Raw genomic sequence first — 25738 nt, 5'->3', positions numbered from 1 at the left:
CTATTAATCCCGATTAATCGCACATTCAGAGTAAAAAAAAGGCCGCTAATGCGACCTTTCTGCTAACAGGACAATACCGGATTAATATAGCGGTGCGTCTGCCTTAGACAGGGTTTTTACCACTTCCGCGTTGGCTTTTAACTGCTCAAGATAAGCAGCAAATGCCGATTGTGCCAACATGCGTTGCTGTTGTTCAGCAACGGTGGCATCTTGTTCACCGGCAACACCTTCGTTTACTGCTACAAGGTGGATAAGCGCGTAATCGCCATTCGCCAGCTCAACACTACTTACCGATAAAGCATCTGCAGTTGGCTGTGGAAGGCTAAATGCGGTTTGTACAATCGCGCCTTCGACGGTCGCATCACGACGGGTCAACGCTGCATGCTCGACAAATTCCGTGCCCAACTCAGTTAATCCGGCATCAACATTTTCTCCGGCCTGTAGTTGTTCAATCAGGTTATCCGTTTTGCTACGCGCAATTTCAGTCGCTTTTTGCTGAATTAAGATGTCGCTAATTTCATCTTTAACATCCGCGAGAGGTTTAGTATCAGCGGCTTTGTAATCAGCTACCCGGACAACCACAGACAACTGCTCAGGAGTCACTTCGATAACTTCCGAATTTAACCCCTCTTCCATCAACTCATTTGAAAATGCTGCATCTAGAATGCTGACATTGTTGAATGGTTCCGGGTTACCGGCACGAGTCAGCCAGTCAGTGGTTTTAACGGTTGTATTTAATGCCGCTGCCACGTCATCCAGGGAGTTTGCTACTTCAAAGCTTAACTGCTCCATGGTTGACTGTTGCTCGTAAAAGCGTTCCAGTGCCTGGTCATTTTTTAGCGACGCCAGAATTTCGTCTTTCACCTCAGCAAAGGTTTTTACCTGCTCGGCTTCGAAACCTGTCATTTTAATCACATGGAAACCATAATCGGTCTCAACCAGGTCAGCTACTGGTGCATCTTCAGACACGCTGAATAACGCTTCATCCATCACCGCTTCATCCATTGAACCTGGCGTGTACCAATCAAGATCACCACCATTTTCAGCACTGAACGTATCAGCAGAGTATTGTTTCGCTAACTCAGCAAAGTCTTCACCGGCTTTCGCTTTGGCAAGTACCTCTTCAGCCTGCTTTTTCGCGGCAGATTTGTCGTCACCAAATTCAAACAGGATATGCGCTGCGCGACGGCGTTCGGCTTTTGTATATGAATTCGTATTTTGCTCGTAGAATTCCTGTGCCTGTTGCTCAGTCACGGAAATATCGTCAAGTAAATCAGCCAGGTTTAAATCGACATAGTCAAGCTTTACCATTTCTGGTGTCGCAAAACGAGCCTGATTCGCCTGGTAATATTCTTCCACTTCTTCTGCACTAACCTGGATATCAGACTTGAATCCTTCGGTTGACAGAATGGCGTAGCGGACGTCACGAGTCTGGTTATTCAATTTAATCGCCATTTCCTGCTGGTATGGCAGACTAAATTCAGTAGCGCTGATGCTCTGTGCAAGTTGCTGACGTAGCATGGTTTCGCTCAGATAACGGCTGAACGAAGATGCATCATAAAAGCCAGCCTGTTGAATCAGGGCCTGGAAGCGACCATTATCAAACTTGCCATCCAGTTGGAATTCAGGCATTTGCAAAATCGTTTGTTTGATTTGCTCGGCGCCAATGCGCATGTCCAGAGACACGGCATTTTGGTCAAGCAACTCTTCGTTGATCAGTTGCTCAAGTACGCTCTCGCGTAAATTAGCCATGTATGCATCGTTTGACTCTAATGTTGCAAACATCTCACCAAACTGGCTCTGCAGTCGGTTACGCTGCTGACGGTAGGCTTCCTGGAAAGCCTGCTGGCTGATTTCCTCACCATTGACTTTAGCAACAGAGGTATCAACTTGATTGGTATATGTTCCTACACCGGCAAAAATAAAGGTAGCGATCACGAGACCAAGTATAACTTTGGCAGTAACTCCCTTTGAGCCTTCTCTAATTTTTTCTAACATGAGTGTCTCTTTTTAAACAGGACCTTAAAAATTTATCGCCCGATTGTAGCAAAAGGCTTGCGGGCGTCCTAGTGCATATTACAAAAAATTATTGTTGAAATCTCAACATCTCCGGGGACTGAGGATGGAGCTCAGCTGATTTTTTATAACTTAATGAAAAAATTAAAAAAGTTGGATTTGCGTATGCAAAAGCAAGAAATGGTGCCAGGGTTGCCCGAATAAGTTTCGACAACCCATGGTTAGTAAAAAAGAGAATTATCAGCGTTTCTTGGCGGTCTGGCGACGCTGTTGATGTTTTTTCACATTGCGGCGAATCTTACGACTTTTGGTATTATCGATACGTTTCTCATCAACTTTGACTTTGGATTGTGTCTCTGGTGGTAGCTGCACCAGTTTACGGTAGTAATTCACATCCTTTAAACCAAGTTCAAGCCAGCCACCGAGGGGTAACCGGCGCTCCATGGTCATATCACCGTACCGCACACGAATAAGTCGCGACACTTGTACGTCCTGACTTTCCCACAAACGACGCACTTCACGATTACGTCCTTCCGTTAACACCACATGGAACCAGTGATTGCGCCCCTCACCGCCACGGTAAGTAATCTTTTTGAATTTTGCCATTCCATCTTCGAGTTGCACCCCATGGCGCAGACGCTGCAACATGGCCTCGTCAATTTCACCAAATACCCGTACCGCATACTCACGCTCAACTTCATGAGACGGATGCATCAGACGATTTGCCAACTCACCATCGTTGGTGAAAATCAGCATTCCTGATGTGTTAATATCTAACCGACCTACCGCTATCCAGCGACTACCGGTAATGTTTGGTAAACGATCAAAGACTGTCGGACGGCCTTCAGGGTCTTTACGGGTACACATTTCACCTTCTGGTTTGTTGTAAACCAGAACCCGGCAAATCTGTTCTTTGACATCGACGATTTTGACCGGATGACCATCTAAACGAATCTGTTCTGTGCCCTCGACACGATCGCCCAGATAAGCGACTTTCCCATCAACGCTGACACGGCCAGCACTGATCATAGCCTCCATCTCACGACGGGAGCCTTTGCCGGCACGTGCCAGCACTTTTTGCAATTTTTCAGACATTTATGTTCTCTAAGACAAAGGCTTGACTAGGCCTCTGCGGTTTCTAACTGTTCTTCAACCTGTTCAATATTCAGGTTAATTTCAGAAACTGGCATTAACTCAGGTAACTCTGCCAGTGATTTTAGCGAAAAATAATCAAGGAACTCATCGGTTGTCGCCAGTAAGGCTGGACGTCCGGGAACTTCCTTATGACCGACTACTTTCACCCAGTTACGCTCCTGCAATGTTTTAATTATATAACTAGACACAGAAACGCCACGTATATCTTCAATTTCGCCTCGGGTAATAGGCTGACGATAGGCAATCAATGCTAATGTTTCCAACATCGCCCGGGAGTAGCGCGGTGCTTTTTCTTTCCAAAGCAAGGCGATCTGATCGGCATGTTCATTGGCTGCCTGAAAGCGAAAACCACTGGCCACTTCCACCAGGTGGATTCCTCGGTCGGCATAATCTTGTTTCAACTCAGAGAGGATTTCCTGAAGTTGCTTTTTTGACAACGCCAAATCATCTTCCAATGTGGTCTGTATCGCCTTAATGGATAATGGCGAATCGGCCACGAATAGCATCGACTCAATCAGGTTTTTCAATTGCTTATTTTTACTCATAATCATCCCTGAGGTTAATTGATGGCAACATGCGTTATGATCACACTGCCTTGACCTGAATGCGGCCAAACACCTGAGACTGCACACATTCTATCAAAGATTCCTTGATTAACTCCAGAATCGCGAGGAATGTCACCACGACACCAGAGCGCCCTTCCTGTACCTGAAATAACTGACTGAACTCGACGAATCCTGCCGATTGTAATCGCGATAAGATTTCGCTCATTCGTTCCCGGGTAGACAGGTTTTCACGTTGAATATGATGATGTTCAAATGCTTCGGCTCGCTTTAATACGCCTTGCATCGCCAGCATCAGATCCTGTAGGTCGACCTGGACTTCAACCACCCGCGGTTTGTAACTTTCCGGTAAATCGACATTGGTTAAATGGATATCCCGTTCCAGGCGAGGCAGTTGTTCAATTTCTTCAGCGGCTTGTTTAATCACCTCGTATTCCTGCAAACGACGTACCAATTCAGCCCTGGGATCTTCCTCATCATCTTCCACCGTGGTTTTTGGTAACAACAATCGCGACTTAATCTCCGCAAGTATTGCCGCCATAACCAGGTATTCCGCCGCCAGTTCCAGCTTGAGTGACTTCATCACTTCTACATATTCCATGTACTGGTGGGTGATGTCAGCAATTGGTAAATCGATGATATCGAATTTTTGTTTGCGAATCAGATACAATAATAAATCCAGCGGCCCTTCAAACGCCTCGAGTATTATTTCCAACGCATCAGGGGGGATAAACAAATCCTGCGGCTTTTCCACCACGGCTTCCCCATGGACGAGCGCCAGCGGCAACACCTGTTGCTGCATCTCTCCCTGGTCCTTATTTAATGCTGAATTTTCCACGTTTTTCGTTGCCATTAAGATCTCGCCCGATCGGTTTACTCAAACGGTGATGGATCGCCCTCTCCGTGGCGAAGAATGACCGGATATTCATCGGTCAAATCAACCACGGTTGTCGGCTTTTCTCCGAGATATCCGCCATTTAAGATCAAATCCACCTGTTTTTCTAAGTTATCACGGATCAATTCCGGATCAAATTCTGTGCTGTCATTTCCGGGTAAGATCAGGCTGGTAGACATTAACGGCTCACCTAACTCAGTCAACAATGCCATGGCAATATTGTTTTCGGGAATACGGATACCGATAGTTTTTCTTTTTTCGTTTAATAAGCGTTTTGGTACCTCTTTGGTCCCTTTAAAAATAAAGGTGTATTTCCCAGGGGTATTGTTTTTCAACAGGCGAAAATAAGCATTATCAACCCGTGCATAGGTTGCTAATTCAGACAAATCCCGACATAACAGGGTAAAATTGTGTTGTTTGTCGATATTTCGAATTCGGCAGATTCTCTCCAGCGCCCGTTTATCGCCGATATGACACCCCAGGGCATAACCAGAATCGGTCGGATAGACAATTACTGCCCCCTGATGGATCGTTTCACAGGCCTGCTTAATTAACCTCGGCTGCGGATTATCCGGATGCAAATAAAAAAACTGACTCATGATTTGAACCTCTAATGGTTTTGCAGCGCTTTGCTGTTGTAAATTACCAGTGCTGCCAGACTACCTGAGTGTCTTCAGGCACATTAAGGTTGCGACCTAAATCGCTCCAGCGAGTCGGATAATGAAAGTCGGAACCTACTGAGGCTAGTAATTCATATTCTTTACAAAAAGCCAATAAAAGCTGTTGCTGCTGAAAACTCATTTGTGGCGATGCGACTTCCATAGCCTGGCCAGCTGCCGCCTTAAAGTCGACAATTAGTCGTCGTAGCCATTTTGTCGACAACCCATATTTCATCGGATGTGCTATCACCGCGATGCCGCCAGCAGAGCGAATGGCAGTTACCGCCTGCTCGATATCGACCCAGCCGGGTTTGACATAGGCACGTTTGCCTTTTCCCAGGTATTTATCAAACGCTTTTTGCATGCCGCTAACGTGTCCCTGGAGAAGAAGCACCTTGGCAAAGTGGGCACGGGTAATACTGCCGCCACCGGCGAGGTTTTTCGCTTCATTATAAGCATCACTAAAGCCCGCTTTGGCAAGTTTCTCACCGATTTGCAACGCTCGCTGTTCTCGGGTTTGCTGTTGCCGGGCAACCAACTCATTAATTGCCTGATGATTTTCATCAAAATTTAACCCGACGATATGAATTTCAAATCCTTGCCAGCTGGTGGAAACCTCAATGCCGTTAATGAGCCTTATCGGTAGTTCGTTATCGACAATATGCGCTTTGGCAATGGCAATCCCTGCCACCGTATCATGATCGGTAATGGCAAGCTGGTCAATCTGATAAGTGCTTGCTCTGTCGATTAATTCCTGAACCGTAAGATGTCCATCCGAACATTGGGTATGGGAGTGTAAATCAACGCGAACATCATTCACCGCCGATGCGTTAGCTACCGGCATAGAACCACGAGCTTGCGCCGCATTTGACGTCCCTTTCGAGCTGTCACTTTTTGAGGGCAGTTGAGTGTCGCCACTTTTTTTCAAGAGTTTTTGCTCCAGAGGTTGACTTAGCGTAGATTTTACTGTTTTCTAATAAATAGAATTTTATATTTTACGTGGAAACTGAGCGTAATGGTACAGGCAAAGCAAGCAATTACTCTAATTATTTGGTGGTGGCATAACTTCACATAGGTGGGTTATGAGGCTTTGCGCGTTCGCAAAAAATTACTAAAAACCCGCTACTTAGCGGGTTTTTTCGTTTTTAGACTTAAAAAACAATCAGTTATACATTAATAAATTACTGGTGAAAAATAATGAAGCAACACCAACAAGCATTTACGATGCAGGTACACACCGAGATATTGGCGGGCTCCTATCAGCCTGACCCCCTGTCTTTGTTCGCTCACCTGACCCGCGAAAAGCAACATTGTTTACTGTTAGAGTCGGCAGAAATTAGTGACAAACGTGCTCTGAAAAGTATCTTGCTGGTCGATGCCTGTTTAAAAGTTGAATGTCATGGTAATCGTGTTGATCTTTACGCCCTTGATCAAGATGGACAAGTACTGATAGTCGATTTGCAAAATCATTTCAGTGCCCCTTGCTTTGCGGATGTCCTGGAGGTATTTGACAGCATTGAGGAATGCCAGGTTCCGAAAGCCTGTGCCGGACAATGTCATTTTCGGTTTAAACAAGCTGATGCCAACTTAGATGAAGCGTCCAGACTTCTTGCTTTAAACCCTTTTGAAGTGCTGAGAGTATTGCAAAACATGGCGCCACAGAGCGCTACCCCTTATGCTACGTTTCTCGGCGGTGCTTTTGCATTTGATTTAATCAGCCTGTGTGAAAACCTGCCAGCGGTTGCCAATAGCGCCAATCAATGCCCGGATTACGTCTTTTATCTGGCGCAAACACTGGTCTTGATAGATCATCAACAACGAACCACTGAATTTATTGCTAATAGTTTTAGCCAGGCAGAACAACGCCAGGTTCAGCAGAAACTGATTGATTTGCATCAGCAGTGCGAACAACTTATCGATACCACACAAGGCTCAGATGATACCGGCAATGATGTCAATGACGCACAGCCATTGACGGTAAGTGTTAATGTCAGCGACGCGGAGTTCTGTCAGCAGGTAGAAACGCTTAAAGAACATATTCGTGCCGGGGATATTTTCCAGGTGGTGCCATCGCGGACATTTTCACTTGCCTGTGAGGACACGGTAAGTGCCTACCGACAACTGAAACAGACCAACCCAAGTCCCTATATGTTTTACCTCAAAGACCAGGACTTTGAATTATTCGGAGCATCACCAGAATCGGCGTTAAAGTTTACCGCCAGCAATCGTAAGGTCGAGCTATACCCGATCGCCGGAACCCGGGGACGAGGATTTCGACGCGATGGCAGCTACAGTGCCGATCTGGATGGTCGCATTGAACTGGAGCTACGCAATGATGTGAAAGAGAAAGCCGAACACTTGATGCTGGTCGACCTGGCGCGCAATGATATTGCCAGGGTAAGTGTTGGCGGCAGCCGTCATGTTGCTGAGCTGTTAAAGGTCGATCGTTATTCCCACGTCATGCATCTCGTTTCCCGGGTGGTGGGTACCCTGCAACCGCAGCTTGACGCTTTGCATGCCTATCAGGCCTGCATGAACATGGGGACATTATCCGGAGCACCGAAAGTACGTGCCACGGAGTTGATTCGGCAATTTGAAGGTCAGCGGCGTGGGAGTTACGGCGGTGCCGTTGGCTATTTAAACGGTGATGGGGATATGGACACCTGTATTGTTATTCGTTCAGCGTTCGTACAGGACAATATAGCTTATATTCAAGCTGGTGCTGGCGTCGTTTATGACTCAGAACCTCAGGCTGAGGCTGATGAAACCCGACAAAAAGCACAGGCGGTGATCCGCGCCATCCAGTTGGCACAGCATGCCTCGAACGCAGCAACTCAAAACAAATCAGGGGAGCACGGGTAATGCAGAACATCAAATTATATATGCTGGATAACCTGGATTCATTCACTTACAACCTGGTCGATGAATTTAAAACGTTAGGTTTTGCCCCGGTCATTTATCGCAATACCATCAGTGCCGAACATATATACCAGACAATGCTCGCAGAAACGGACCCGGTGATCCTGGTGATTTCACCAGGTCCCGGCTCTCCGTCCCAGGCAGGTTGCCTGATGGAGCTACTAAGCCTTTGCTGTGGTAAGTTTCCGATTTTAGGTATTTGCCTTGGCCATCAGGCGTTAGTCGAGCATTACGGAGGCATAGTCGACAGAGCCGGAGAAATTGTTCACGGCAAAGCCTCTTTAATTGAACACCGGGGTCACGGACCCTTTATAGGCATGCCAAGTCCGCTACCTGTAGCCCGTTACCACTCGCTGGTGGCGACATCGATGCCCGGCACTTTAGCGGTTATCGCCGAATACAAGGGCATGGCAATGGCCGTTGAACACCCAGGCGATAACGCATTAGGGTTTCAGTTTCATCCGGAATCGCTACTCACATCGAATGGCAGCCTATTGCTGGAGCAAAGCTTTCAACACCTGTTAAGCCAAAATCGGCAAGCCGCAGATTAACCATTACAAGGGAACGTATTATGTCACAGATACTCGAACAATTAATGGCAGGCAAAGACCTCAGTATTACTCAGGCCGAGCAGTTCTTCTCAAAAGTGGTCAACGGCGAGGTCCCTGGTGAATTGCTTGCCAGTGTGTTAACCGCATTGAAAATGAAACCCGAAAGTCCTGATGAAATAGCCGGCGCCGCGATTGCCATTCGCGATGCGGCGAGCGATTTTCCGTTGCAGGATGATCAATTAGTGGATTGTGTGGGAACCGGTGGTGATGGTGCTCATACGATCAATATTTCAACGACCGCGGCGATTGTGGCCGCCGCCTGTGGCCTGAAAGTTGCCAAGCATGGAAATCGCAGCGTATCCAGTAAATCCGGCTCTGCCGACTTATTGGAAGCCTTTGGTGTCAACCTGGCAATGACAGCGGATACCGCCGTTAAGTGCATTAAACAATCTAATCTTTGTTTTTTGTATGCGCCGCAATATCACAGTGGTTTTCGTCATGCGGCACCGGTGCGAAAGGCGATGGGGGTCAGGACCCTGTTTAACATTCTTGGCCCATTAGTCAATCCAGCCAGCCCTGGCATCATGTTACTCGGTGTTTACAGCCCGGCGCTATTAAAGCCAATCGCCGCAGCGCTGCAAAAAACCGGCGTTAATCGCGCCTGGGTCGTCCATGGCAGTGGCCTCGATGAAATCGCCATTCATGGTCCAACCCAGGTGATTGAAATCGACGGCGACAGTCTGGAGGAGAAAGAGGTAACCCCAGCGATGTTTGGCTTAGCTCAATATAAGCTTGCGGATATTGAAGGCGGTGAGCCTCAGCAAAACGCCGAATTTACCCGGGCAGTCCTCAGCGGTAGTGGCCAGGATGCTCATCGAGACGCTGTGGCGATTAACACCGCAGCCCTGCTCTACCTGGCAGGTAAAACCGATAACCTCAAACAAGCGGCGGATATGGTGCTGACGGTGCTGGCTTCTGGTAAGGCATTAACCACATTAAATACGATGGTGGAGACCAGCCGTGGCTAATATATTGCAAAAAATCGTTGCCGATAAACGCATTGAAATTTCGCAGCGAAAACGTGAATTTCCACTTGCCAGATTTATCGATGCGGTTAAACCGAGTAAAAAAGACTTTTACGGGGCATTAACCACTGACAATGCGGGATTTATCCTTGAATGTAAAAAAGCTTCGCCATCGAAAGGATTGATTCGCGACAGTTTTAATGTTGGCGAAATCGCGGATATTTATGAAAACTATGCAGCGATCATTTCGGTATTAACCGATGAAAAGTATTTTCAGGGAAATTTTGACTACCTCCAACAGGTAACCGAACGGGTTGGTTGCCCGGTATTGAATAAAGATTTCTTTATCGATGCCTATCAGATTTACCTGGCCCGATACTATGGCGCCGATGGTGTGCTATTGATGCTCAGTGTACTAGATGACGAAGAGTACCAGAGCTTGAGTGAACTGGCAGCTTCGCTCAACTTAGGGGTGTTAACGGAGGTTTCTAATGTCGAGGAAACCGAACGGGCGATCCGCTTAAATGCACGGCTAATAGGGATTAACAACCGTAATTTACGGGATCTGAGTACCGATATCAGCCGTACCCTTGAGCTGGCGCCAATGATCCCAAACGATCGCCTGATCATCAGTGAATCGGGCATTTATCATAATCATCAGGTGCGTGAACTTGCCCCGGCCGTCAATGGCTTTTTAGTTGGCAGTTCTGTGATGGCACAGGCGGATATCGACCTTGCCTGTCGCACCCTGATTTACGGTAATCATAAAGTTTGTGGCCTCACCCGAGCCGAGGATGCCATGACCATTGCCAGGGCCGGTGCGGTTTACGCTGGGCTGATTTTTGTGGAACACTCACCCCGTTATGTAAGCGCACATCAAGCCAGGACCATCATTGATAGCGTTGCAGATAACGGCTTAGCACTGCACTTCGTTGGTGTTTTTGCCGATCATGATATTAAGCAGGTGCAAACACTGGCCGCAGACTTAAACCTAAGTGCCGTGCAGTTACACGGTAAAGAAAGTGACGCATACATCGAATCACTTAAACCAGGTTTGCCAGTCGGCTGCCAGGTCATAAAAGCGATAAAGGTGGTTGACGCAGTGCCGCCACTTGATACGTCTCATTGCCACGCCGACTACTTTTTATTGGATAACATCCGTGGAGGTAGTGGCAAGACCTTCGACTGGCAGTTAATTGAACAAAGCGATGCCTTATTTAGCAACAGCTTTCTGGCTGGCGGACTGACCCCGGAGAATTTAGCCAGGGCATTAAATATCCTGGAAAGTCAGGAGTTTTATGGATTGGACATGAATTCTGGATTAGAGGTGTCTGCGGGGGTCAAATCAGCGGAAAAAGTGACATTAGCATTTAACCAGATTCGTCAATATTGAGATACACAGACCAGGCTTGAAGGCAACACAGCCAGGCCTGGATTTAAACAAATTTTATACGGACAAAACAAGGCAGGTCCATGAACAAGACAGAAACACAATACAATGACGCCTATTTCGGTCAGTTCGGTGGTATGTACGTCAGTGAACTACTGGTGCCGGCATTAGAGCAACTGGAACAGGCATTTGTTGATGCGCAACAGGATGAAGAATTTCAACGGGAGTTTGAAAAACTGTTAAGCAGTTATGCGGGCCGTCCTACGCCACTGACCTTATGTCGTAACCTGGTGTCCAATCCCCTGGCGAAAATTTACCTTAAACGTGAAGATTTGCTGCACGGAGGAGCTCATAAGACCAATCAGGTACTCGGCCAGGCGTTACTGGCAAAACGTATGGGGAAATCCGAAATTATCGCCGAAACCGGTGCCGGCCAGCACGGGGTGGCAACGGCCCTGGCCTGTGCATTATTAGGTCTGAAATGCCGGGTCTATATGGGCCAGGTAGATTGTGAGCGACAACAACCCAATGTATTTCGAATGAAATTGATGGGCGCCGAGGTGATCCCGGTAACGGCGGGCAGCGGTACCTTAAAAGATGCGGTTAATGAAGCCTTGCGGGACTGGTCGGCAAATTACGACAAAGCTCATTACCTGTTGGGGACAGCAGCAGGCCCGCACCCCTTCCCAACCCTGGTACGTGAATTCCAGAAAATGATCGGCATTGAAGCCAAACAACAGATTCTTGAAGAACAAGGGCGTTTACCCGATGTGGTGGTGGCCTGCGTCGGCGGCGGCTCGAATGCCATCGGTATGTTCACTGATTTTATCGACGAAGCGAATGTCACCCTGGTTGGCGTTGAAGCCGGAGGTAAAGGCATCGACTCCGATCGTCATGGTGCAACCCTGGTGGCTGGCAGTAAAGGTATGCTGCATGGTGCCTATACCTACATTATGCAGGACAAATTTGGCCAGATTGAAGAGTCCTACTCGGTATCGGCGGGACTGGATTACCCAGGGGTGGGTCCACAACACGCCCATCTCAAAGAAACAGGTCGAGCCGAATATGTGCCAGTCAATGATGATGAAGCATTACATGCTTTTCAGTTACTGGCCCAAAAAGAAGGCATAATTCCCGCGTTAGAGTCCTCTCACGCACTCGCACATGCCCTGAAAATGGCCGATGCTGCAACCGAAGAAACCGTGATCCTGGTCAATTTATCAGGACGTGGTGATAAAGATTTACAACATGTGTATGACATTTTACAGGGCGAAAACTACCGGGAGGGAACCGCATGAGTCAGGCCGGATTAAGATATGACGAGTGTTTTGCTCGTTTGGCGGAGCACAATCAGGGAGCTTTTATCCCATTTGTCACCATTGGCGATCCGAATGCCGAACAATCGCTGAGGATTATCAAAACTCTGATTGATAACGGCGCTGATGCCCTGGAATTAGGTATCCCGTTTTCAGACCCGAGTGCTGACGGCATTACTATTCAAATGGCGGGAAATCGTGCCCTCAAGGCAAATGTAAATACCGAAACCTGTTTCGGGATTCTCGCGAAAGTAAGGGCGTATTCGGAAAAAACGCCAATCGGTTTGTTATTGTATGCCAACCTGGTATTTGCCTACGGCCTGGATGCGTTTTACCAGAAACTTAGTGATATTGGCGTCGATTCGGTGTTATTGGCCGACGTACCCATTCGGGAAAGTCGTCCCTTCGTAGCAGCCGCAGAAAAATACGGTATTGCGCAAATTTTTATTGCGCCACCGAATGCCGATGATGCCACGCTCAAAAAAGTTGCGCAACTCAGCAAAGGCTATACCTATGTGCTAAGCCGCGCTGGTGTGACCGGTACTGAGGTGGCAGCAGCAATGCCATCGGATCAGTTATTGGCCAGGCTGGCTGACTATGGTGCACCGGCTCCTGTGCTAGGCTTTGGTATCTCGACCCCTGAACATGTTAAGGCAGCGATTACCAGTGGCGCGAAAGGTGCAATTAGTGGTAGCGCTACGGTTAAAATTATTGAACAACATCTCGAACAACCAGAATTCATGTTAAAACATCTCGCTGAATTCGTGCAAAGGCTGAAAGCAGCGACAATCTCTTAACGCGAGGACAATATTGCGATGCCCGGACAGCAGATTTTTTCCTGACCGGTCGTTGCGCACCATTTCACCAACACAGGTAAATTATGAGCACAACAAACTGGATTATATTGCTGGCCGTCCTTGGCTTTATTATTAGTGGCGTTTATTACCTATATAAAACGGCACGCAAATTTAACCTCACCGAAGAGCAAAAACGCCGTATCGCCGAACGCAATAAGGCATTGGATGAAGAAGAACGTAAGGACCAATAGTCATAAGGCCTGAACAGCAGTGCAAGCCAACTGCAGGTTAATATGTCTCGAGCCCATATCGAAGATAACAGCATAATTATTGATATAAAGCGGATGATTGAATACCGATACGCGGAAAATCAGGGACTTGTTGAATTTTAAACTATCCTTTAAGCATTGCGCTTGCGATGCATTGTTTTCAGGTTTTCAAACTGACGCATGCAAAGCAGGATTGGTAAGTTGGTTTCTTTGATAGAGGTGACCTATGGAAACACAAAGCTTAATTGTATTTCTTATCATTGGTGGTGTTGCCGGCTGGCTGGCTGGCTTGCTCATGAAGGGCGGTGGATTCGGTTTAATTGGCAACATTATTGTCGGTATTATTGGCGCAGTGATCGGTGGCTACGTCTTTGGCATGCTTGGCATCTCCGCAGGTGGGATTATCGGTGGTATCATTACCGCAACGGTCGGGGCTGCGATTTTACTATTTATTGTCGGCTTAATTAAACGTTAGGTTAACGGTATTAACGGTCCCTGCCAGAACAACCTTTCTGTACTGGCAGGAAAAGCCAAAGATACTTTGACAAGCCGCTGACGACTTTAGGTTAATTGCGATATATGGTCTGGATCAGGTGAAAACCAAACTGGGTTTTCACCGGGCCGTGTATTTTCAAGACTTCTTTTTTGAAAACAACATCGTCAAATGCTTTTACCATTTGACCTTTACGAAACTCGCCCAGGTCTCCACCTCGTTTACCTGAAGGACAGGTTGAATATTTTTTTGCCAACAGGGCAAAGTCTTCGCCTTTATCGAGTCGCTTTTTCAACTTTTCCGCCAAGGCTTTGTCGTTTACTAATATATGCCGGGCACTGGCCATCGCCATTACCATTCTCCAAGTCAAAACTTAACACTGCTAAAGTATATCAATATTTCTAAGCTTAATCCGTGTTACTAAAAATTTTAACTGATTAGACCATAGGGATTGCGCTTTACTTGAATCAGCCTTTTATCGACAATAGGCAAAAATTAATTCCGACGGGGAAATTTATGACTGATATCACCCACCTATTTGAACGCAATAAACAATGGGCACAGACGATTAAGGACGAACAACCGGATTTTTTTGATCAACTGTCTAAACAACAAATGCCTGAGTACCTGTGGATTGGTTGTTCTGATTCACGGGTTCCTGCAAATCAATTATTAGGATTGCTACCGGGTGAAATATTTGTTCACCGCAATATTGCCAACGTTGTCGTGCATACCGATTTGAATTGTTTATCAGTCATCCAATATGCGGTCGAAGTTTTAAAAGTTAAACATATATTTGTCTGTGGTCATTATGGTTGTGGCGGTGTTGCTGCATCGATGACAGAAGACCAACATGGTTTGATCGATAACTGGTTGCGTCACATCAAAGATGTGCAGCGTTTTAACGAAGCCGAGTTAAACTCGCTTAGCGATACGGAAAAGTTCAACCGCTTGTGTGAATTGAACGTGATTGAGCAGGTGAAAAACGTCGCAAATACAACGATGGTACAAAATGCCTGGGACCGACAACAAGAGCTGACCGTCCACGGCTTTATCTATGACATTAACAATGGCATTTTGAAAAACCTGGAAGTGAGCGTTAACGGACAGTAGTCCAGGCTCCGACTAATTTTACCAAGCCGACAGCGTCAACCTGTCGGCTTTTTTATGCCCGCCGTTAAGCTTTTAGTAACGTTAAAGTTATCCAATCCCCCTGCCCACCGATCATTGATTAAAATTCAACCAGGCAATATGCTGATATATCAGGTCACAGTTAATTAATACCATTTCTTTAATATAGAATGACGATATCAATGAAATCTATGTTGCATATGAACCTCTGCCCTAACTCTGAGTTGTGCAGAAACTTAATGGAATTGGTATAAGGGGAGCCGGATGGAAAGTACATTTTTAGCCTGGATGTTTCGAATGCCGCTGATCAAGCGCTGGGCGCTGATGTATTGCGTAAAAAAAGAAAACGTCGCCGAACACTCTCACCAGGTGGCGATCATTGCCCATTTACTGGCGGTGATTAAAAATGAAAAATTTTCCGGCAACATCAATGCCGATAAAGTGGCCACTATCGCCCTATACCATGAGGCCTCCGAGACCCAATACGGCGATGTGGTTTCACCGACGAAATATGCCAATAAAGAGATTTCCAGGGAATTTAAAAAAATAGAAGCATTGGCCGAGCAACAATGCCTGGATTCTTTACCCGAAGACATTCGTCATGTCTTTCACGATATCATTGTTCAGGATAATGTTGATGAGGAATACAAAGCGATTGTTAAGGCAGCTGATAATCTGGCCGCCTACATCAAGACCCTGGATGAAATCCGACACAATAACGTTGAGTTTAAACATGTGGAAAAACGGCTTCGAGCCAAACTGTTGACGACACAAAAAGAAATGCCCGAAGTAGGTTATTTTATGGAAACCTTTTTGCAGTATTGTACCGCCAGCGTCGATAAGCTCTCGGAAACGTAAAAGCTAACAGGTTTCAGAAAAATGACTCCTTAAGTCGCGAATTTACACGGTATCTTCGTAATTTCAGCCTCGACTTCGCCTTTTGCAATGACCCGATATGATGTCGTTTTCTGCAGCCAACCCCTTAAGCCCCACAGCTACCATCAGCCCACCTAACATTCTGGTTTTCAATCAGTTTTACTACTGCTACAATTAGCAACGCAAAAATGGTGTCGTCGTGCCGATTTGAATGAATTCACCGCTCAAAAACGAAGAATGATCAGACCCGGTACATTATGCGACTGAAAAGGGAATGTGGTGCAAGATGCTGTTAGCAAATTTGTTGTTAACGACCATGCGCCTTAATGCCACAACTGTACCCGCAACTGTGAACAGGGCCAGAATCAAAAACCTTTAACCATACGTTAGCAAATGCTTCGATGATTGGTTGGCAAGGTTGATACTGGGATCTCCCTGTAAGTCAGGATACCTGCCTTTTTGTTGTGCTTCATGCATTATCCTAACGTGTTATTGCAGATCAGGCGCATATGATAATCCGTGCGGGAAGACGCGGTGAGGTCGAGAAAATTCATGGTCCAGCGAGTGTAAACTAAAAGGCATGCAGCCAGTTTCAAACACCGCTGATTGTGCATGATCGTTATTAGTTATCGATTCTGTTTCTCCTGCTTCTTTGCCATTCCCCCCTAATTAATCGATAGCAGAAGTGGATTTTTCAGTGGCAGGCTCCCCCAGACAAAACGCCGTCAAGGTCGAGAATTTAAGCTGGCATGTAGCCGAGCGCTGTATTCTGGCCGATATTAACCTGTCCATCCGTGAGGGTGAGCGGGTTGCTATTATCGGCCCAAACGGTGCTGGTAAAACGTCCTTGATCAAATGCCTTGCCGGATTACATAAGAACTTTAACGGTGAGATTGAGCTTGCTGGCGAAGCGATTAGCCGGCTTTCAACCCGACAAGTAGCCAGGAGGGTTGCGTTGGTTAGCCAGCAGCAAAGTACGGCGTTTGAGTTGTTGACCAATGATATGGTACGCATGGGATTGCTAGCCAATAAACCCTTGCTGGCCATCGATGATTCTGGCGATGATCATCGCATTGTCGAAGCCTTAGATCTGGTTGGCCTTAAACACAAACGGTGGCATTCGTTCAACACCTTATCCGGCGGCGAGCAACAACGTGTGCTTATCGCCCGTTCAATCGTTCAGTCAGCAAAGATATTGCTGATGGATGAGCCGACCAACCACCTCGACATATTTTATCAACACCAGATCCTTTCATTAGCGAATGAGTTAAATATTACGGTTATCTTTTCCATCCATAATCTTGAGTTGGCCAGTCAATACGCCGACCGATTGGTGCTGATGCAAGATGGAAAAATTATTGCTCAGGGGGATGCCAGTCAGGTACTGACAACAGAGCGTCTGCAGCAGGTATTTAAATTGCCCTGTCAAGTTGAATCACACCCGTTTAATCCGGGTAAACGAGTAACCTTTGTCAGCGGAGGAACGTGTGGTTAAACGCCTCCCCATAGCGGTCAATGCCTTGCTGATAGCCCTGATATTAATGATATCGGCAGTATTTTCATTGAGTATGGGAACTCAAAGCGTTGGCTTCGAGGCGCTTTATGCCTGCCTGTTCGAGCAATGCCTGCGCCCCTTTGACCAGCAAATTCTCTTTGATATTCGCCTGCCAAGAATTATTACCGGATTTGTTGCTGGCTTTGGCCTGGCAATGACCGGCGCACTGATGCAGAATATCACCCGCAATCCGCTGGCAGATCCCTACTTGTTTGGAATCGTTGCAGGTGCTGGACTTGGCGTAACCCTGATGAGCTTTTTTGCAGATAGTATGGCACTGCCGGTGCCACTGGCAGCATTTACCGGCGCTCTGCTTGCGGTGTTACTGGTTATTGGCATTGTTTTTAACCGGCACTGGCAACGCACAGAATTTCTTCTCCTCGCCGGCGTCGCGGTTTCTTTCCTACTCGGTGCAATCACCAGTTTTACCCTGTACTTAAGCGATGCGTTTGCCGCAAACCGGGTTATTTTCTGGCTGATGGGTTCGCTGGCACGCAGTGACGATTTGGCAATCGCCTGGATTGTGCCAGTTATTATCATTGGCTTGTGTATCTCACTGTTGTTATCAAGACAACTCGATGCGCTGTTATTAAGTGACGAAAGTGCCCAGAGCCTGGGGGTTTCGGTGAATCAGGTGCGAATTATTATGTTAATCGTGTGCGCGGCGATAACCGGGGTTATCGTTGCCTTCTGTGGTGGCATCGGATTTGTCGGGTTAATGATTCCCCATCTCGTTCGAAAATGGGTTGGCATTACCACCGCCAAACTGCTGGTATTCAGCGGTTTATACGGCGGCGGCTTTTTAATGCTGGTGGACGTAATCGCCCGTACCGCATTAGAGGGACAAGAAATTCCCATTGGCGTTATTACTGCCGCTATCGGCTCGATATTTTTTCTCGCCCTGATGCGACGTTAAGTGGGTAATCGCAGTAATTTTCTTCAGCCAGGCAATTAAACAAACGGGGTAAATAAGATGACAAACGAAAAACATGCGGTCAATCGTGAACAACAGCGACATCAACAGCGCCAGCAAAAAATCAAACAAAAAGTCGATGAGAAGATCGCCAAGGCGCAAGATGAACGTGGCCTCGTCATCGTCATTACTGGTAATGGTAAGGGAAAATCGACTTCTGGATTTGGCACCGTAGCCCGGGCAACCGGACATGGACTCAATGCCGCAGTGGTGCAATTTATCAAGGGCAACTGGGAATGTGGTGAAGCTAACCTGCTAAAACAACACGGGGTTGAATTCTGCGTCATGGCGACCGGCTTTACCTGGGAAACCCAAAACAAAGCGGCCGATATCGCCGCCGCACAAATAACCTGGGCAGACGCCACGCGTTTACTGGCAGATCCTGATATTGATATGGTATTGCTTGATGAGCTGACCTATATGATCAGTTATCACTACCTGGACCTGGATGACGTCATCAATGCCATCAACAATCGTCCGCACCATCAACATGTGATCATAACCGGACGTTCCTGTCATCGACGTTTGATTGAAATGGCTGACACCGTATCAGAAGTTCAGGAAATCAAACATGCTTTTCACTCAGGCGTTAAAGCCCAAAAAGGGCTGGACTGGTAATGTCGCGTTTCACAACAGGTCTGTATGCCCTCGCCCTGGCACTTGCCCTTTGCTTGTCATCTCCTGCTATCGGTGCTCAGAAGCAGCCAGAGCCGCTGCGGATTATCGCGCTGGCACCTCATCTCGTAGAAATGCTCTACGATATTGGCTTGGGGGACAACATCGTCGCCACACTTGAACATGCTGATTACCCGGGCGCTGCAACATCAATTCCCGTCGTTGGTAGTTATGCACAGCTCAACATCGAGGCCATCATTGCTTTGCAGGCAGATATAATTATTGCCTGGAAAAGCGGAAATCCCGATGCAGATATTCAGCGACTTCGGCAACTCGGTCAGACGGTGGTGTATTCCAACCCACAAACCATCGACGATATCGCCAGAGAGACTGAGGCTTTTGCCGTTCGGTTTGGTAAAGCGGGTATTGGCCAGGGAAAAGCCCAGGAGTTTCGCGCATCGATCAAAAAATTAAGGCACAAATATCAGCACAAAGCTCCGGTGCGTGTGTTCTATCAAATATGGTCGCAACCACTCACCACGGTAGCCGGAAAGGCCTGGTCGCAACAACAACTCGAGCTTTGTGCGGCAGTGAACCCATTTAGTCGTCACTCCCGCGACTATCCACAAGTCAATATCGAAGATGTGCTGCTTGCTGACCCACAATTATTGATCATACCGACTGGCACAGATAACGGCGAGTCGACAGCAATTAACTGGCAACGGTACCCCCAGCTTTCTGCCATCAAACATAACCAGATAGTTCAACCTAATGCGGACATCCTGCATCGGATGACACTAAGGTTGCCGGCCGAGCTCGGCAGACTTTGTCAGCAAATTGAGCAAAGCCGGCAATATTATCAGCAAATCGACAATGGCATGTCCCATTGATTAAGAATTTACCGGGCTCAATCAGAGCCGGTAATAACAGGTGCTGGCCAACGGGTCAGTGAAGTTCTGTCTGAAGGGCTCAAAGCAATTTGGTTAATTGAGCAATCTGGGAAACAGGTGCGTCATTTAGATAAGTCCTGTACTGCCCCCGCAACGGTGATAACCGGTTGTTCTGTTCGACAGAGCAACCGGTTTTAGTCCGGAGACCGACTTCAGCAATTTTTTCAGGTGCGGAGGGCGCCTTTAGTGAGGAAATATGAGTTTTAACGTAAAAATAAAAAAAACAGGCAAGGTTGTTAGCATGCCTGCTGCCATACTATCCACGATTACCAGTTCTCTGCTATTCAGCTGCGAGGTCAATGCCCAGTCATTGGCAAAGATTGATGAGACCATGCTGGTTACCGCTAATCGTGTAGAAGAGTTACGAGCCTCGAGTTTATCGGCCAACCAGGTGATAACCGCCGACGATATCGAACGCCTGCAGGCGAAAAACCTCAGTGAAGTACTGGATCAGGTTGCCGGTATGTCCGTCGCCAGTCAGGGCGGTCCAGGACAGGCGAGCTTTGTCTTTACCCGAGGCAGTAACTCGAGCCAGACCTTGTTACTAATAGACGGTGTACGCATCCATTCGGCGAGCCTGGGGTTAGCGGATTTTTCCCAGGTTGCACCGCAGCAAATCGATCGCATTGAAATTATCAAAGGGCCCCGTTCCTCTTTATGGGGCAGTGATGCCATTGGTGGCGTGATTCATATTTTTACCAAGCGCTTTTCCCACGGTTCAGGCAATGTCGGAGCAAGTATCGGCAATCATGGTTATCTGCAAGGATATGGCGGTGTCGGATTTGGTACCGACAAACATAATATCAGCCTGAGTGTTAATAACGAAAACAGTGAAGGTTTCAATGTTTACCATACAGATACCAGCAACCCATACGATATTAACGAAGGCGATGCTGATGGCTTTGAACGCTTTAACCTTGCTGTAGTCGCTCAGTCTTACCTGAATGACGATCTTCGCATGGAGTTTATCGGCCGCCTGCAAAATGGTAACAATGAATATGATGCATCTTATCCTGAACAACCCTGCTGGGACGATCCGTCACAAACCTGCCCGAGTTTTTACGCCAACGAACAGGACAGTGAGAACTCTCACATAAAACTTGCCAGTATTTATCAAACCAGTGCCATCACCTCCGATCTTTCTCTGGCCATTGTCGATAATTCAGCAACCACTTATGGTAACGGCACCAACCGCGTCGATGGTGACAAAATAGAAACCAGGCGTCAGCAGGTTGCGTTTATTAATGATTTTCGTATTGCAGACGGTGTACGGGTAAACCTGGGAGTCGATTGGTACAACGAAGAAGTGAGCACCAACCAGGATCAAGATCCCTGGGTTGAAGGATTTCAACAATGGAGCAATAAAAGTCGTAATGTCAGTGCCGCATTCCTACAAGGAAGACAACAGATTAACGACCTGATTCTCGAAGGAGCCATTCGTTATGATTACGTTGAAAAAGTGGGTGAAAATACGACCTATAACCTTTCCTTAGGGTATCAATTTACGCCTGGCTTGCTGGTAAGCTTGAATCGCGGCACCGGGTTTAAAGCTCCAGGCTTTAATGACCTGTATTGGCCCGGCAGTGGTAACCCCGACTTACAACCTGAACAGGCCAGGAGTGATGAACTTTTGGTCCGATATCTGTTTTCCCGGGGCAAACTGGAATTATCGGCTTATGATTCTGAATTTGAAAACCTGATTGCCTGGGCGCCCGGTGAGTTTGGATTGTGGCAACCGAGCAACGTTAACGAAGCGAAAATCAAGGGCGCTGAAGCAACTTTCGAATTGCAGGTTGGTCCGACATCGAACCGACTGGCCGTCGCCTATATCGATGCCAAAGATGTCCAGAGTAACAAAGACCTGGTGCGTCGACCATCACTAACAGCAAATTACATGCTGGGCTACGACTGGCGTGATTATTCATTCACGCTGATCACCAACTACCGGGATAAAAGTCTTGATAGCGGCATGATTAACCTGCCAAGTTTCACCACCTTTGATTTAGGGATGCAATATGCATTAAATCAGGCGCTGTCATTTAACGTTAAGCTGAATAACGTGTTTGATCGCCAATATCAAACTGTGAGTCAATACGAGGCAGATGGGATTAACGGCTATGCGGGAGTGATGTATGAGTTTTAGAAACCAGAGATGAAATCCTGGTTTCTTGGATGTAAGCTGCAAGCGGTAAGCTTTAAGCGATAAGTAGTTATGCTATCGTCCCGGCCTTGCGCCGGGACTTCTAATCGATTTCCTGAGACTTTTCCCGTTATCCGTGCACCGTAATAAATTGGTGTTTTTGCACGCTGCATTAAACACTTGCGCCATTGCACACTAATATTTAACCTAATTAACTACCCTTATAATCCAAGGCCCGAGGCTCGTAGTTTCAGGCTTTTTAATCCCGAGAACCTGCATGACTTCCTATATTGACTTTCGCAGTGACACAGTCACCCGCCCTTCCTCTCAGATGTTAAACGCTATGACTAGCGCAGAACTTGGTGACGATGTTTACGGTGACGATTCAACGGTCAACTCGCTGGAGCAACGTATGGCAGAATTGACTGGCTTTGAAGCCGCAATGATTGTCAGCTCTGGCACCCAGTCCAATCTTTGTGCGCTACTTTCCCATTGTCAGCGCGGTGAGGAGTATATTGTTGGTCAGCATTATCACACGTATCTGTACGAAGCCGGGGGAGCCGCAGCCTTGGGCGGAATCGTGCCGCAACCTATCGCCGTAGCTGACAATGGTTCACTGGATCCGGATACGATTAAGGCGGTGATAAAACCCGACGATCAACACTTTGCCATGACTAAGCTTATTAGTCTGGAGAATACCCACCATGGCAAAGTCATTCCGCTTGAGTATTTTAAATCAATCCGGGAGCTGGCCAACGATAACCAGTTAAGTATTCACCTTGACGGCGCGCGTGTGTTTAATGCCCTGACGGAATTAAACATCGACCTGAAGCAGCTCTGTCAGTATGTAGACTCGGTTTCCATCTGTTTTTCAAAAGGCCTGGGAACTCCCATGGGTTCGGTTCTTTGCGGCAATCAGGCGTTTATTCATGCAGCAAGGCGCTGGCGTAAAATGCTAGGTGGTGGCATGCGCCAGGCAGGGCTCATAGCCGCAGCGATGAACTATGCACTGGATCATCATGTGAGTGACCTTGCCACGGATCACCAACGTTGTCAGGATTTGAAATCCCGGTTACAGGATATCAATGGCATCACCATTACGGCATGCGATACCAACATGTTGTACTTTAAATTTTCCGACAACATCAATCCCGCCCTGATTGCGCAATTATTGAAAGCCGAGGGAATATTAATCAGTGCCGGTAAAGAAATTCGCCTAGTTTGTCACCGTGATATTAGTGATGCCGATGTCATCTACTTTACCCAGACACTGGAAGATGTGCTGACGATGATATCAGAAGTTAATCAATAAACGATCCGGAGACCACATTTAAGATCACCACGATTGAAAATAAATCATTTTAAAAACAACAGTATAGAATCCATACTGAATTTAATCTGTTGTTTGGTAAAATTCTTTTCCAACTAATAAATAATTAATACGTTGCTTTGCAACACATATTATTAATTAAGGAAAGGAATCAACTTATGAGAGAGTTAAACACAAATGAATTAAACCATGTATCTGGTGGTACAGATGCCGGCGACATCGCAATCGCTACCGGGGGAAGTTGGGCGGCAACCGTCGCCGGATTCGCAATTGGCGGACCAGTAGGTGCAGTTGCTGGATTTGCACTCGGCACTTTAATCAGTGTTGGATATACATTAGCTACAGATTAGATCTAAAACGGGCGCTAAACTAGTAGTTTAGCGCTTATCTTAAAAGGAATTGAGATGCAGCAAAATAAAAAGATAATGAAAACATTAGCATTTACTTGGCTAAGCTGTCTAATTATCCCTTTTGTAGTGTTCTTGTTGGTTCCAATTTGCCTGTTGCACATACTCGGCTTACAGGCACACTGGTTCACCTATCCATGTTTGGTATTTATTTCAGTTACTGTCAGTAATTTTGTATACAAAAGGCTGAAGTAACTCATACCAATTGCACATTATCGCTGGAAACGATACACCGAACCCAGGTTAAGGATTTGGGTCAGCTCATCAAGTGCGTTTCGAGACTCTACAAGTAATTGCGGATCGCGTAAATCATCAAAATTTAATCGGTCACGATAGTGCTTCTCTACCCAGCCTACTAAGGTAGTGTAAAGTTCATCATTCATCACACAATTTGGGTTTACTGCGGCAAGTTCATTTTCTTTTAACGCCACGCGCAAACGCAGGCACGCCGGACCGCCACCATTTTTCATCGATTCATTCACGTCAAAGTACTTAACCTGTTTGATCGGAGTATTCTGGGTAACCAGGTTATCTAAATACGCTTTAACCCGCTCGTTTTGATAACAGTGCATCGGCGCAATAATTGCCATCGAACCATCTGCCAGAGTAATGATCTGGGTATTGAACAAGTATGTATTCACTGCATCAAGAACGCTGACATCGTCAGTGCTCACCTTGATGCAATGTAAGTCATCACCGGAAAACTTCTGGCGCAGCTCGGTCAGAAACTCATCCGTTTTCAGGAATGCCTGCTCATGGTAAAACAACACATTCTGGTTGCCTACAGCAATAACATCATTATGGAACACGCCCTGATCGATTACCGCAGGGTTTTGCTGCACGTAAACCACGCGGCTGTCATCCAACTGGTGCAAACGGGCAATGGCCTGGCTAGCTTCTAAGGTTTGTCGCGCCGGAAATTTAACCGGCATCGGCATTGAACGATTAAACGCATAGCGGCCAAAGGTAAAGATCTGTACGCCCGCGTCATCATACTCACTGCACAGGCGAGTGTGATTCGCTGCCCCTTCATCACCGAAGTGGTCATTGTCATTCAAGTGTAAATGGTGGGCAAAAACGTTATCGTCATTAAACACCGCTTTGAGAATATTACCCGTTGTTTCCGGCTCTAACGAACGATGAAATTTATTAGTCAGATTGGCTGGTGTGAAATGTACTTTACCATCGGCGGAATCCGCCGAAGGAGATACGGTTGCCGCATTGGCGGTCCACATGCTGGATGCTGAGCAACAAGCCGATAACACAGCTGGCGAGGTTTTCGCAGCCTGAGCTAATACCGAAGCGTCATCACCAGAAAATCCCAGGCGGCGCAAAGAGAAGATATCCGGGCGCTCCTGTGGTGCCAATACCCCCTGAACCATCCCCATATCATGCAGGGCTTTCATCTTTTGCAAACCTTGCAGGGCTGCATTTTTGGGACTCGATATGTCCTGAGCATTGGAAAGTGAAGCAACATTTCCCTCAGATAAACCCGCATAATTGTGAGTAGGTCCGACTAAGCCATCAAAATTTACTTCAAAACTCTTCATACTGCGCCCCATTGTGGTCACTAAACGTTTGCAAATAAACGTCTGTTAATTACTAAAATTTGTAGCTATTGTAACGAGTTAAATCCCCTTGTAAATGGCATCAATAACGCCAAATCGTGCTTTTTTTACGCAAATGTTAATTAGTTGTTGACAACCCCAGATA

Annotated in this window: 25 protein-coding genes and 2 riboswitches; of the genes, 17 read left to right on the top strand and 8 right to left on the bottom strand. The window is 46.8% G+C overall.

What is annotated here, in order from left to right:
* Nucleotides 1-81: 81 nt before the first annotated feature.
* The 6 genes from E8M12_RS09985 to rnm form a co-directional block, all read right to left on the bottom strand.
* On the bottom strand, nt 82-1998 hold the full coding sequence (locus E8M12_RS09985; RefSeq protein WP_136736005.1) for a SurA N-terminal domain-containing protein: 1917 nt from the start codon (nt 1996-1998) through the stop codon (nt 82-84).
* Between the two features lie 258 nt (nt 1999-2256).
* Nucleotides 2257-3111 (bottom strand): 23S rRNA pseudouridine(2605) synthase RluB, encoded by an 855-nt coding sequence (gene rluB, locus E8M12_RS09980; RefSeq protein ID WP_136736004.1) that lies wholly within the window; start codon nt 3109-3111, stop codon nt 2257-2259.
* 26 nt (nt 3112-3137) lie between these two features.
* Nucleotides 3138-3716 carry an SMC-Scp complex subunit ScpB gene (scpB, locus tag E8M12_RS09975; RefSeq protein ID WP_136736003.1) on the bottom strand — a complete coding sequence of 193 codons (579 nt, stop codon included), beginning with the start codon at nt 3714-3716 and terminating at the stop codon, nt 3138-3140.
* Nucleotides 3717-3756: 40 nt separating this feature from the next.
* Entirely contained in the window at nt 3757-4587 is an 831-nt protein-coding gene (locus tag E8M12_RS09970) for a segregation and condensation protein A (protein ID WP_136736002.1), read from the bottom strand.
* A 20-nt stretch (nt 4588-4607) separates the two neighbouring features.
* Nucleotides 4608-5228 (bottom strand): L-threonylcarbamoyladenylate synthase, encoded by a 621-nt coding sequence (locus tag E8M12_RS09965; protein WP_136736001.1) that lies wholly within the window; start codon nt 5226-5228, stop codon nt 4608-4610.
* 43 nt (nt 5229-5271) lie between these two features.
* On the bottom strand, nt 5272-6132 hold the full coding sequence (gene rnm, locus E8M12_RS09960) for an RNase RNM (RefSeq protein WP_136736051.1): 861 nt from the start codon (nt 6130-6132) through the stop codon (nt 5272-5274).
* 353 nt (nt 6133-6485) lie between these two features.
* Here rnm and E8M12_RS09955 point away from each other — a divergent pair, with 353 nt between their 5' ends.
* From E8M12_RS09955 to E8M12_RS09920, 8 genes are all read left to right on the top strand, one after another.
* Entirely contained in the window at nt 6486-8150 is a 1665-nt protein-coding gene (locus tag E8M12_RS09955) for an anthranilate synthase component 1 (RefSeq protein WP_136736000.1), read from the top strand.
* Entirely contained in the window at nt 8150-8758 is a 609-nt protein-coding gene (locus E8M12_RS09950; RefSeq protein ID WP_136735999.1) for an aminodeoxychorismate/anthranilate synthase component II, read from the top strand. The genes E8M12_RS09955 and E8M12_RS09950 overlap by 1 nt, the downstream gene beginning before the upstream one ends.
* A 20-nt stretch (nt 8759-8778) precedes the next feature.
* Entirely contained in the window at nt 8779-9786 is a 1008-nt protein-coding gene (gene trpD, locus E8M12_RS09945; RefSeq protein ID WP_136735998.1) for an anthranilate phosphoribosyltransferase, read from the top strand.
* The gene (gene trpCF / locus E8M12_RS09940; protein WP_136735997.1) at nt 9779-11176 is read left to right on the top strand and encodes a bifunctional indole-3-glycerol-phosphate synthase TrpC/phosphoribosylanthranilate isomerase TrpF; all 1398 of its coding nucleotides are present in this window, start codon (nt 9779-9781) and stop codon (nt 11174-11176) included. The genes trpD and trpCF overlap by 8 nt, the downstream gene beginning before the upstream one ends.
* Before the next feature lie 80 nt (nt 11177-11256).
* A complete protein-coding gene (gene trpB / locus E8M12_RS09935; protein ID WP_136735996.1) occupies nt 11257-12471 on the top strand; it encodes a tryptophan synthase subunit beta in 1215 nt (404 codons plus the stop codon).
* A complete protein-coding gene (gene trpA / locus E8M12_RS09930) occupies nt 12468-13286 on the top strand; it encodes a tryptophan synthase subunit alpha (protein ID WP_136735995.1) in 819 nt (272 codons plus the stop codon). Before trpB ends, trpA begins: the two co-directional genes overlap by 4 nt.
* Before the next feature lie 83 nt (nt 13287-13369).
* Nucleotides 13370-13537: a DUF2897 family protein gene (locus E8M12_RS09925; protein WP_136735994.1), complete on the top strand. Its 168-nt coding sequence runs from the start codon at nt 13370-13372 to the stop codon at nt 13535-13537.
* Nucleotides 13538-13781: 244 nt separating this feature from the next.
* Nucleotides 13782-14030 carry a GlsB/YeaQ/YmgE family stress response membrane protein gene (locus E8M12_RS09920; RefSeq protein ID WP_136735993.1) on the top strand — a complete coding sequence of 83 codons (249 nt, stop codon included), beginning with the start codon at nt 13782-13784 and terminating at the stop codon, nt 14028-14030.
* A 91-nt stretch (nt 14031-14121) separates the two neighbouring features.
* Here the strand turns inward: E8M12_RS09920 and E8M12_RS09915 are convergent, their stop codons facing one another.
* Nucleotides 14122-14400, bottom strand: a complete 279-nt coding sequence (locus E8M12_RS09915; RefSeq protein ID WP_136735992.1) for a peptidylprolyl isomerase — start codon at nt 14398-14400, stop codon at nt 14122-14124.
* 164 nt (nt 14401-14564) lie between these two features.
* Here E8M12_RS09915 and can point away from each other — a divergent pair, with 164 nt between their 5' ends.
* From can to E8M12_RS09870, 9 genes are all read left to right on the top strand, one after another.
* Nucleotides 14565-15161 (top strand): carbonate dehydratase, encoded by a 597-nt coding sequence (can, locus tag E8M12_RS09910; RefSeq protein WP_136735991.1) that lies wholly within the window; start codon nt 14565-14567, stop codon nt 15159-15161.
* Nucleotides 15162-15443: 282 nt separating this feature from the next.
* A complete protein-coding gene (gene yfbR, locus E8M12_RS09905; RefSeq protein WP_136735990.1) occupies nt 15444-16037 on the top strand; it encodes a 5'-deoxynucleotidase in 594 nt (197 codons plus the stop codon).
* Nucleotides 16038-16281: 244 nt separating this feature from the next.
* Nucleotides 16282-16528: riboswitch (cobalamin riboswitch) on the top strand.
* A 224-nt stretch (nt 16529-16752) separates the two neighbouring features.
* The gene (locus E8M12_RS09900) at nt 16753-17550 is read left to right on the top strand and encodes an ABC transporter ATP-binding protein (RefSeq protein ID WP_169303106.1); all 798 of its coding nucleotides are present in this window, start codon (nt 16753-16755) and stop codon (nt 17548-17550) included.
* On the top strand, nt 17543-18526 hold the full coding sequence (locus tag E8M12_RS09895; RefSeq protein ID WP_246034099.1) for a FecCD family ABC transporter permease: 984 nt from the start codon (nt 17543-17545) through the stop codon (nt 18524-18526). Before E8M12_RS09900 ends, E8M12_RS09895 begins: the two co-directional genes overlap by 8 nt.
* Nucleotides 18527-18583: 57 nt before the next feature.
* On the top strand, nt 18584-19201 hold the full coding sequence (gene cobO, locus E8M12_RS09890; protein ID WP_136735988.1) for a cob(I)yrinic acid a,c-diamide adenosyltransferase: 618 nt from the start codon (nt 18584-18586) through the stop codon (nt 19199-19201).
* On the top strand, nt 19201-20088 hold the full coding sequence (locus E8M12_RS09885) for a cobalamin-binding protein (RefSeq protein ID WP_136735987.1): 888 nt from the start codon (nt 19201-19203) through the stop codon (nt 20086-20088). Before cobO ends, E8M12_RS09885 begins: the two co-directional genes overlap by 1 nt.
* Nucleotides 20089-20144: 56 nt before the next feature.
* Nucleotides 20145-20317, top strand: a riboswitch (cobalamin riboswitch).
* A gap of 72 nt (nt 20318-20389) precedes the next feature.
* Entirely contained in the window at nt 20390-22291 is a 1902-nt protein-coding gene (locus tag E8M12_RS09880; RefSeq protein WP_169303105.1) for a TonB-dependent receptor domain-containing protein, read from the top strand.
* A gap of 274 nt (nt 22292-22565) precedes the next feature.
* Nucleotides 22566-23600 (top strand): low-specificity L-threonine aldolase, encoded by a 1035-nt coding sequence (gene ltaE / locus E8M12_RS09875; protein WP_136735985.1) that lies wholly within the window; start codon nt 22566-22568, stop codon nt 23598-23600.
* Between the two features lie 176 nt (nt 23601-23776).
* Nucleotides 23777-23968: a Blp family class II bacteriocin gene (locus tag E8M12_RS09870; RefSeq protein WP_136735984.1), complete on the top strand. Its 192-nt coding sequence runs from the start codon at nt 23777-23779 to the stop codon at nt 23966-23968.
* Between the two features lie 269 nt (nt 23969-24237).
* Here E8M12_RS09870 and astB read toward each other — a convergent pair whose 3' ends face one another.
* Nucleotides 24238-25575 (bottom strand): N-succinylarginine dihydrolase, encoded by a 1338-nt coding sequence (astB, locus tag E8M12_RS09865; protein WP_136735983.1) that lies wholly within the window; start codon nt 25573-25575, stop codon nt 24238-24240.
* Nucleotides 25576-25738 lie beyond the last annotated feature (163 nt).

Origin of the sequence: Thalassotalea mangrovi, from assembly GCF_005116735.1 — a bacterium.
GTDB classification, from domain to species: Bacteria; Pseudomonadota; Gammaproteobacteria; order Enterobacterales; family Alteromonadaceae; genus Thalassotalea_A; species Thalassotalea_A mangrovi.
The sequence above is the reverse complement of the archived record's forward strand: the minus strand, read 5'-3'. Positions and strand labels throughout refer to the sequence as shown.

Coding starts and splice junctions, on each gene's coding strand:
- E8M12_RS09985 (WP_136736005.1), bottom strand. CDS start 1,998: ATGTTAGAAAAAATTAGAGAAGGCTCAAAGGGAGTTACTGCCAAAGTT.
- rluB (WP_136736004.1), bottom strand. CDS start 3,111: ATGTCTGAAAAATTGCAAAAAGTGCTGGCACGTGCCGGCAAAGGCTCC.
- scpB (WP_136736003.1), bottom strand. CDS start 3,716: ATGAGTAAAAATAAGCAATTGAAAAACCTGATTGAGTCGATGCTATTC.
- E8M12_RS09970 (WP_136736002.1), bottom strand. CDS start 4,587: ATGGCAACGAAAAACGTGGAAAATTCAGCATTAAATAAGGACCAGGGA.
- E8M12_RS09965 (WP_136736001.1), bottom strand. CDS start 5,228: ATGAGTCAGTTTTTTTATTTGCATCCGGATAATCCGCAGCCGAGGTTA.
- rnm (WP_136736051.1), bottom strand. CDS start 6,132: ATGCCGGTAGCTAACGCATCGGCGGTGAATGATGTTCGCGTTGATTTA.
- E8M12_RS09955 (WP_136736000.1), top strand. CDS start 6,486: ATGAAGCAACACCAACAAGCATTTACGATGCAGGTACACACCGAGATA.
- E8M12_RS09950 (WP_136735999.1), top strand. CDS start 8,150: ATGCAGAACATCAAATTATATATGCTGGATAACCTGGATTCATTCACT.
- trpD (WP_136735998.1), top strand. CDS start 8,779: ATGTCACAGATACTCGAACAATTAATGGCAGGCAAAGACCTCAGTATT.
- trpB (WP_136735996.1), top strand. CDS start 11,257: ATGAACAAGACAGAAACACAATACAATGACGCCTATTTCGGTCAGTTC.
- trpA (WP_136735995.1), top strand. CDS start 12,468: ATGAGTCAGGCCGGATTAAGATATGACGAGTGTTTTGCTCGTTTGGCG.
- E8M12_RS09925 (WP_136735994.1), top strand. CDS start 13,370: ATGAGCACAACAAACTGGATTATATTGCTGGCCGTCCTTGGCTTTATT.
- E8M12_RS09920 (WP_136735993.1), top strand. CDS start 13,782: ATGGAAACACAAAGCTTAATTGTATTTCTTATCATTGGTGGTGTTGCC.
- E8M12_RS09915 (WP_136735992.1), bottom strand. CDS start 14,400: ATGGCGATGGCCAGTGCCCGGCATATATTAGTAAACGACAAAGCCTTG.
- can (WP_136735991.1), top strand. CDS start 14,565: ATGACTGATATCACCCACCTATTTGAACGCAATAAACAATGGGCACAG.
- yfbR (WP_136735990.1), top strand. CDS start 15,444: ATGGAAAGTACATTTTTAGCCTGGATGTTTCGAATGCCGCTGATCAAG.
- cobO (WP_136735988.1), top strand. CDS start 18,584: ATGACAAACGAAAAACATGCGGTCAATCGTGAACAACAGCGACATCAA.
- E8M12_RS09885 (WP_136735987.1), top strand. CDS start 19,201: ATGTCGCGTTTCACAACAGGTCTGTATGCCCTCGCCCTGGCACTTGCC.
- E8M12_RS09880 (WP_169303105.1), top strand. CDS start 20,390: ATGCCTGCTGCCATACTATCCACGATTACCAGTTCTCTGCTATTCAGC.
- ltaE (WP_136735985.1), top strand. CDS start 22,566: ATGACTTCCTATATTGACTTTCGCAGTGACACAGTCACCCGCCCTTCC.
- E8M12_RS09870 (WP_136735984.1), top strand. CDS start 23,777: ATGAGAGAGTTAAACACAAATGAATTAAACCATGTATCTGGTGGTACA.
- astB (WP_136735983.1), bottom strand. CDS start 25,575: ATGAAGAGTTTTGAAGTAAATTTTGATGGCTTAGTCGGACCTACTCAC.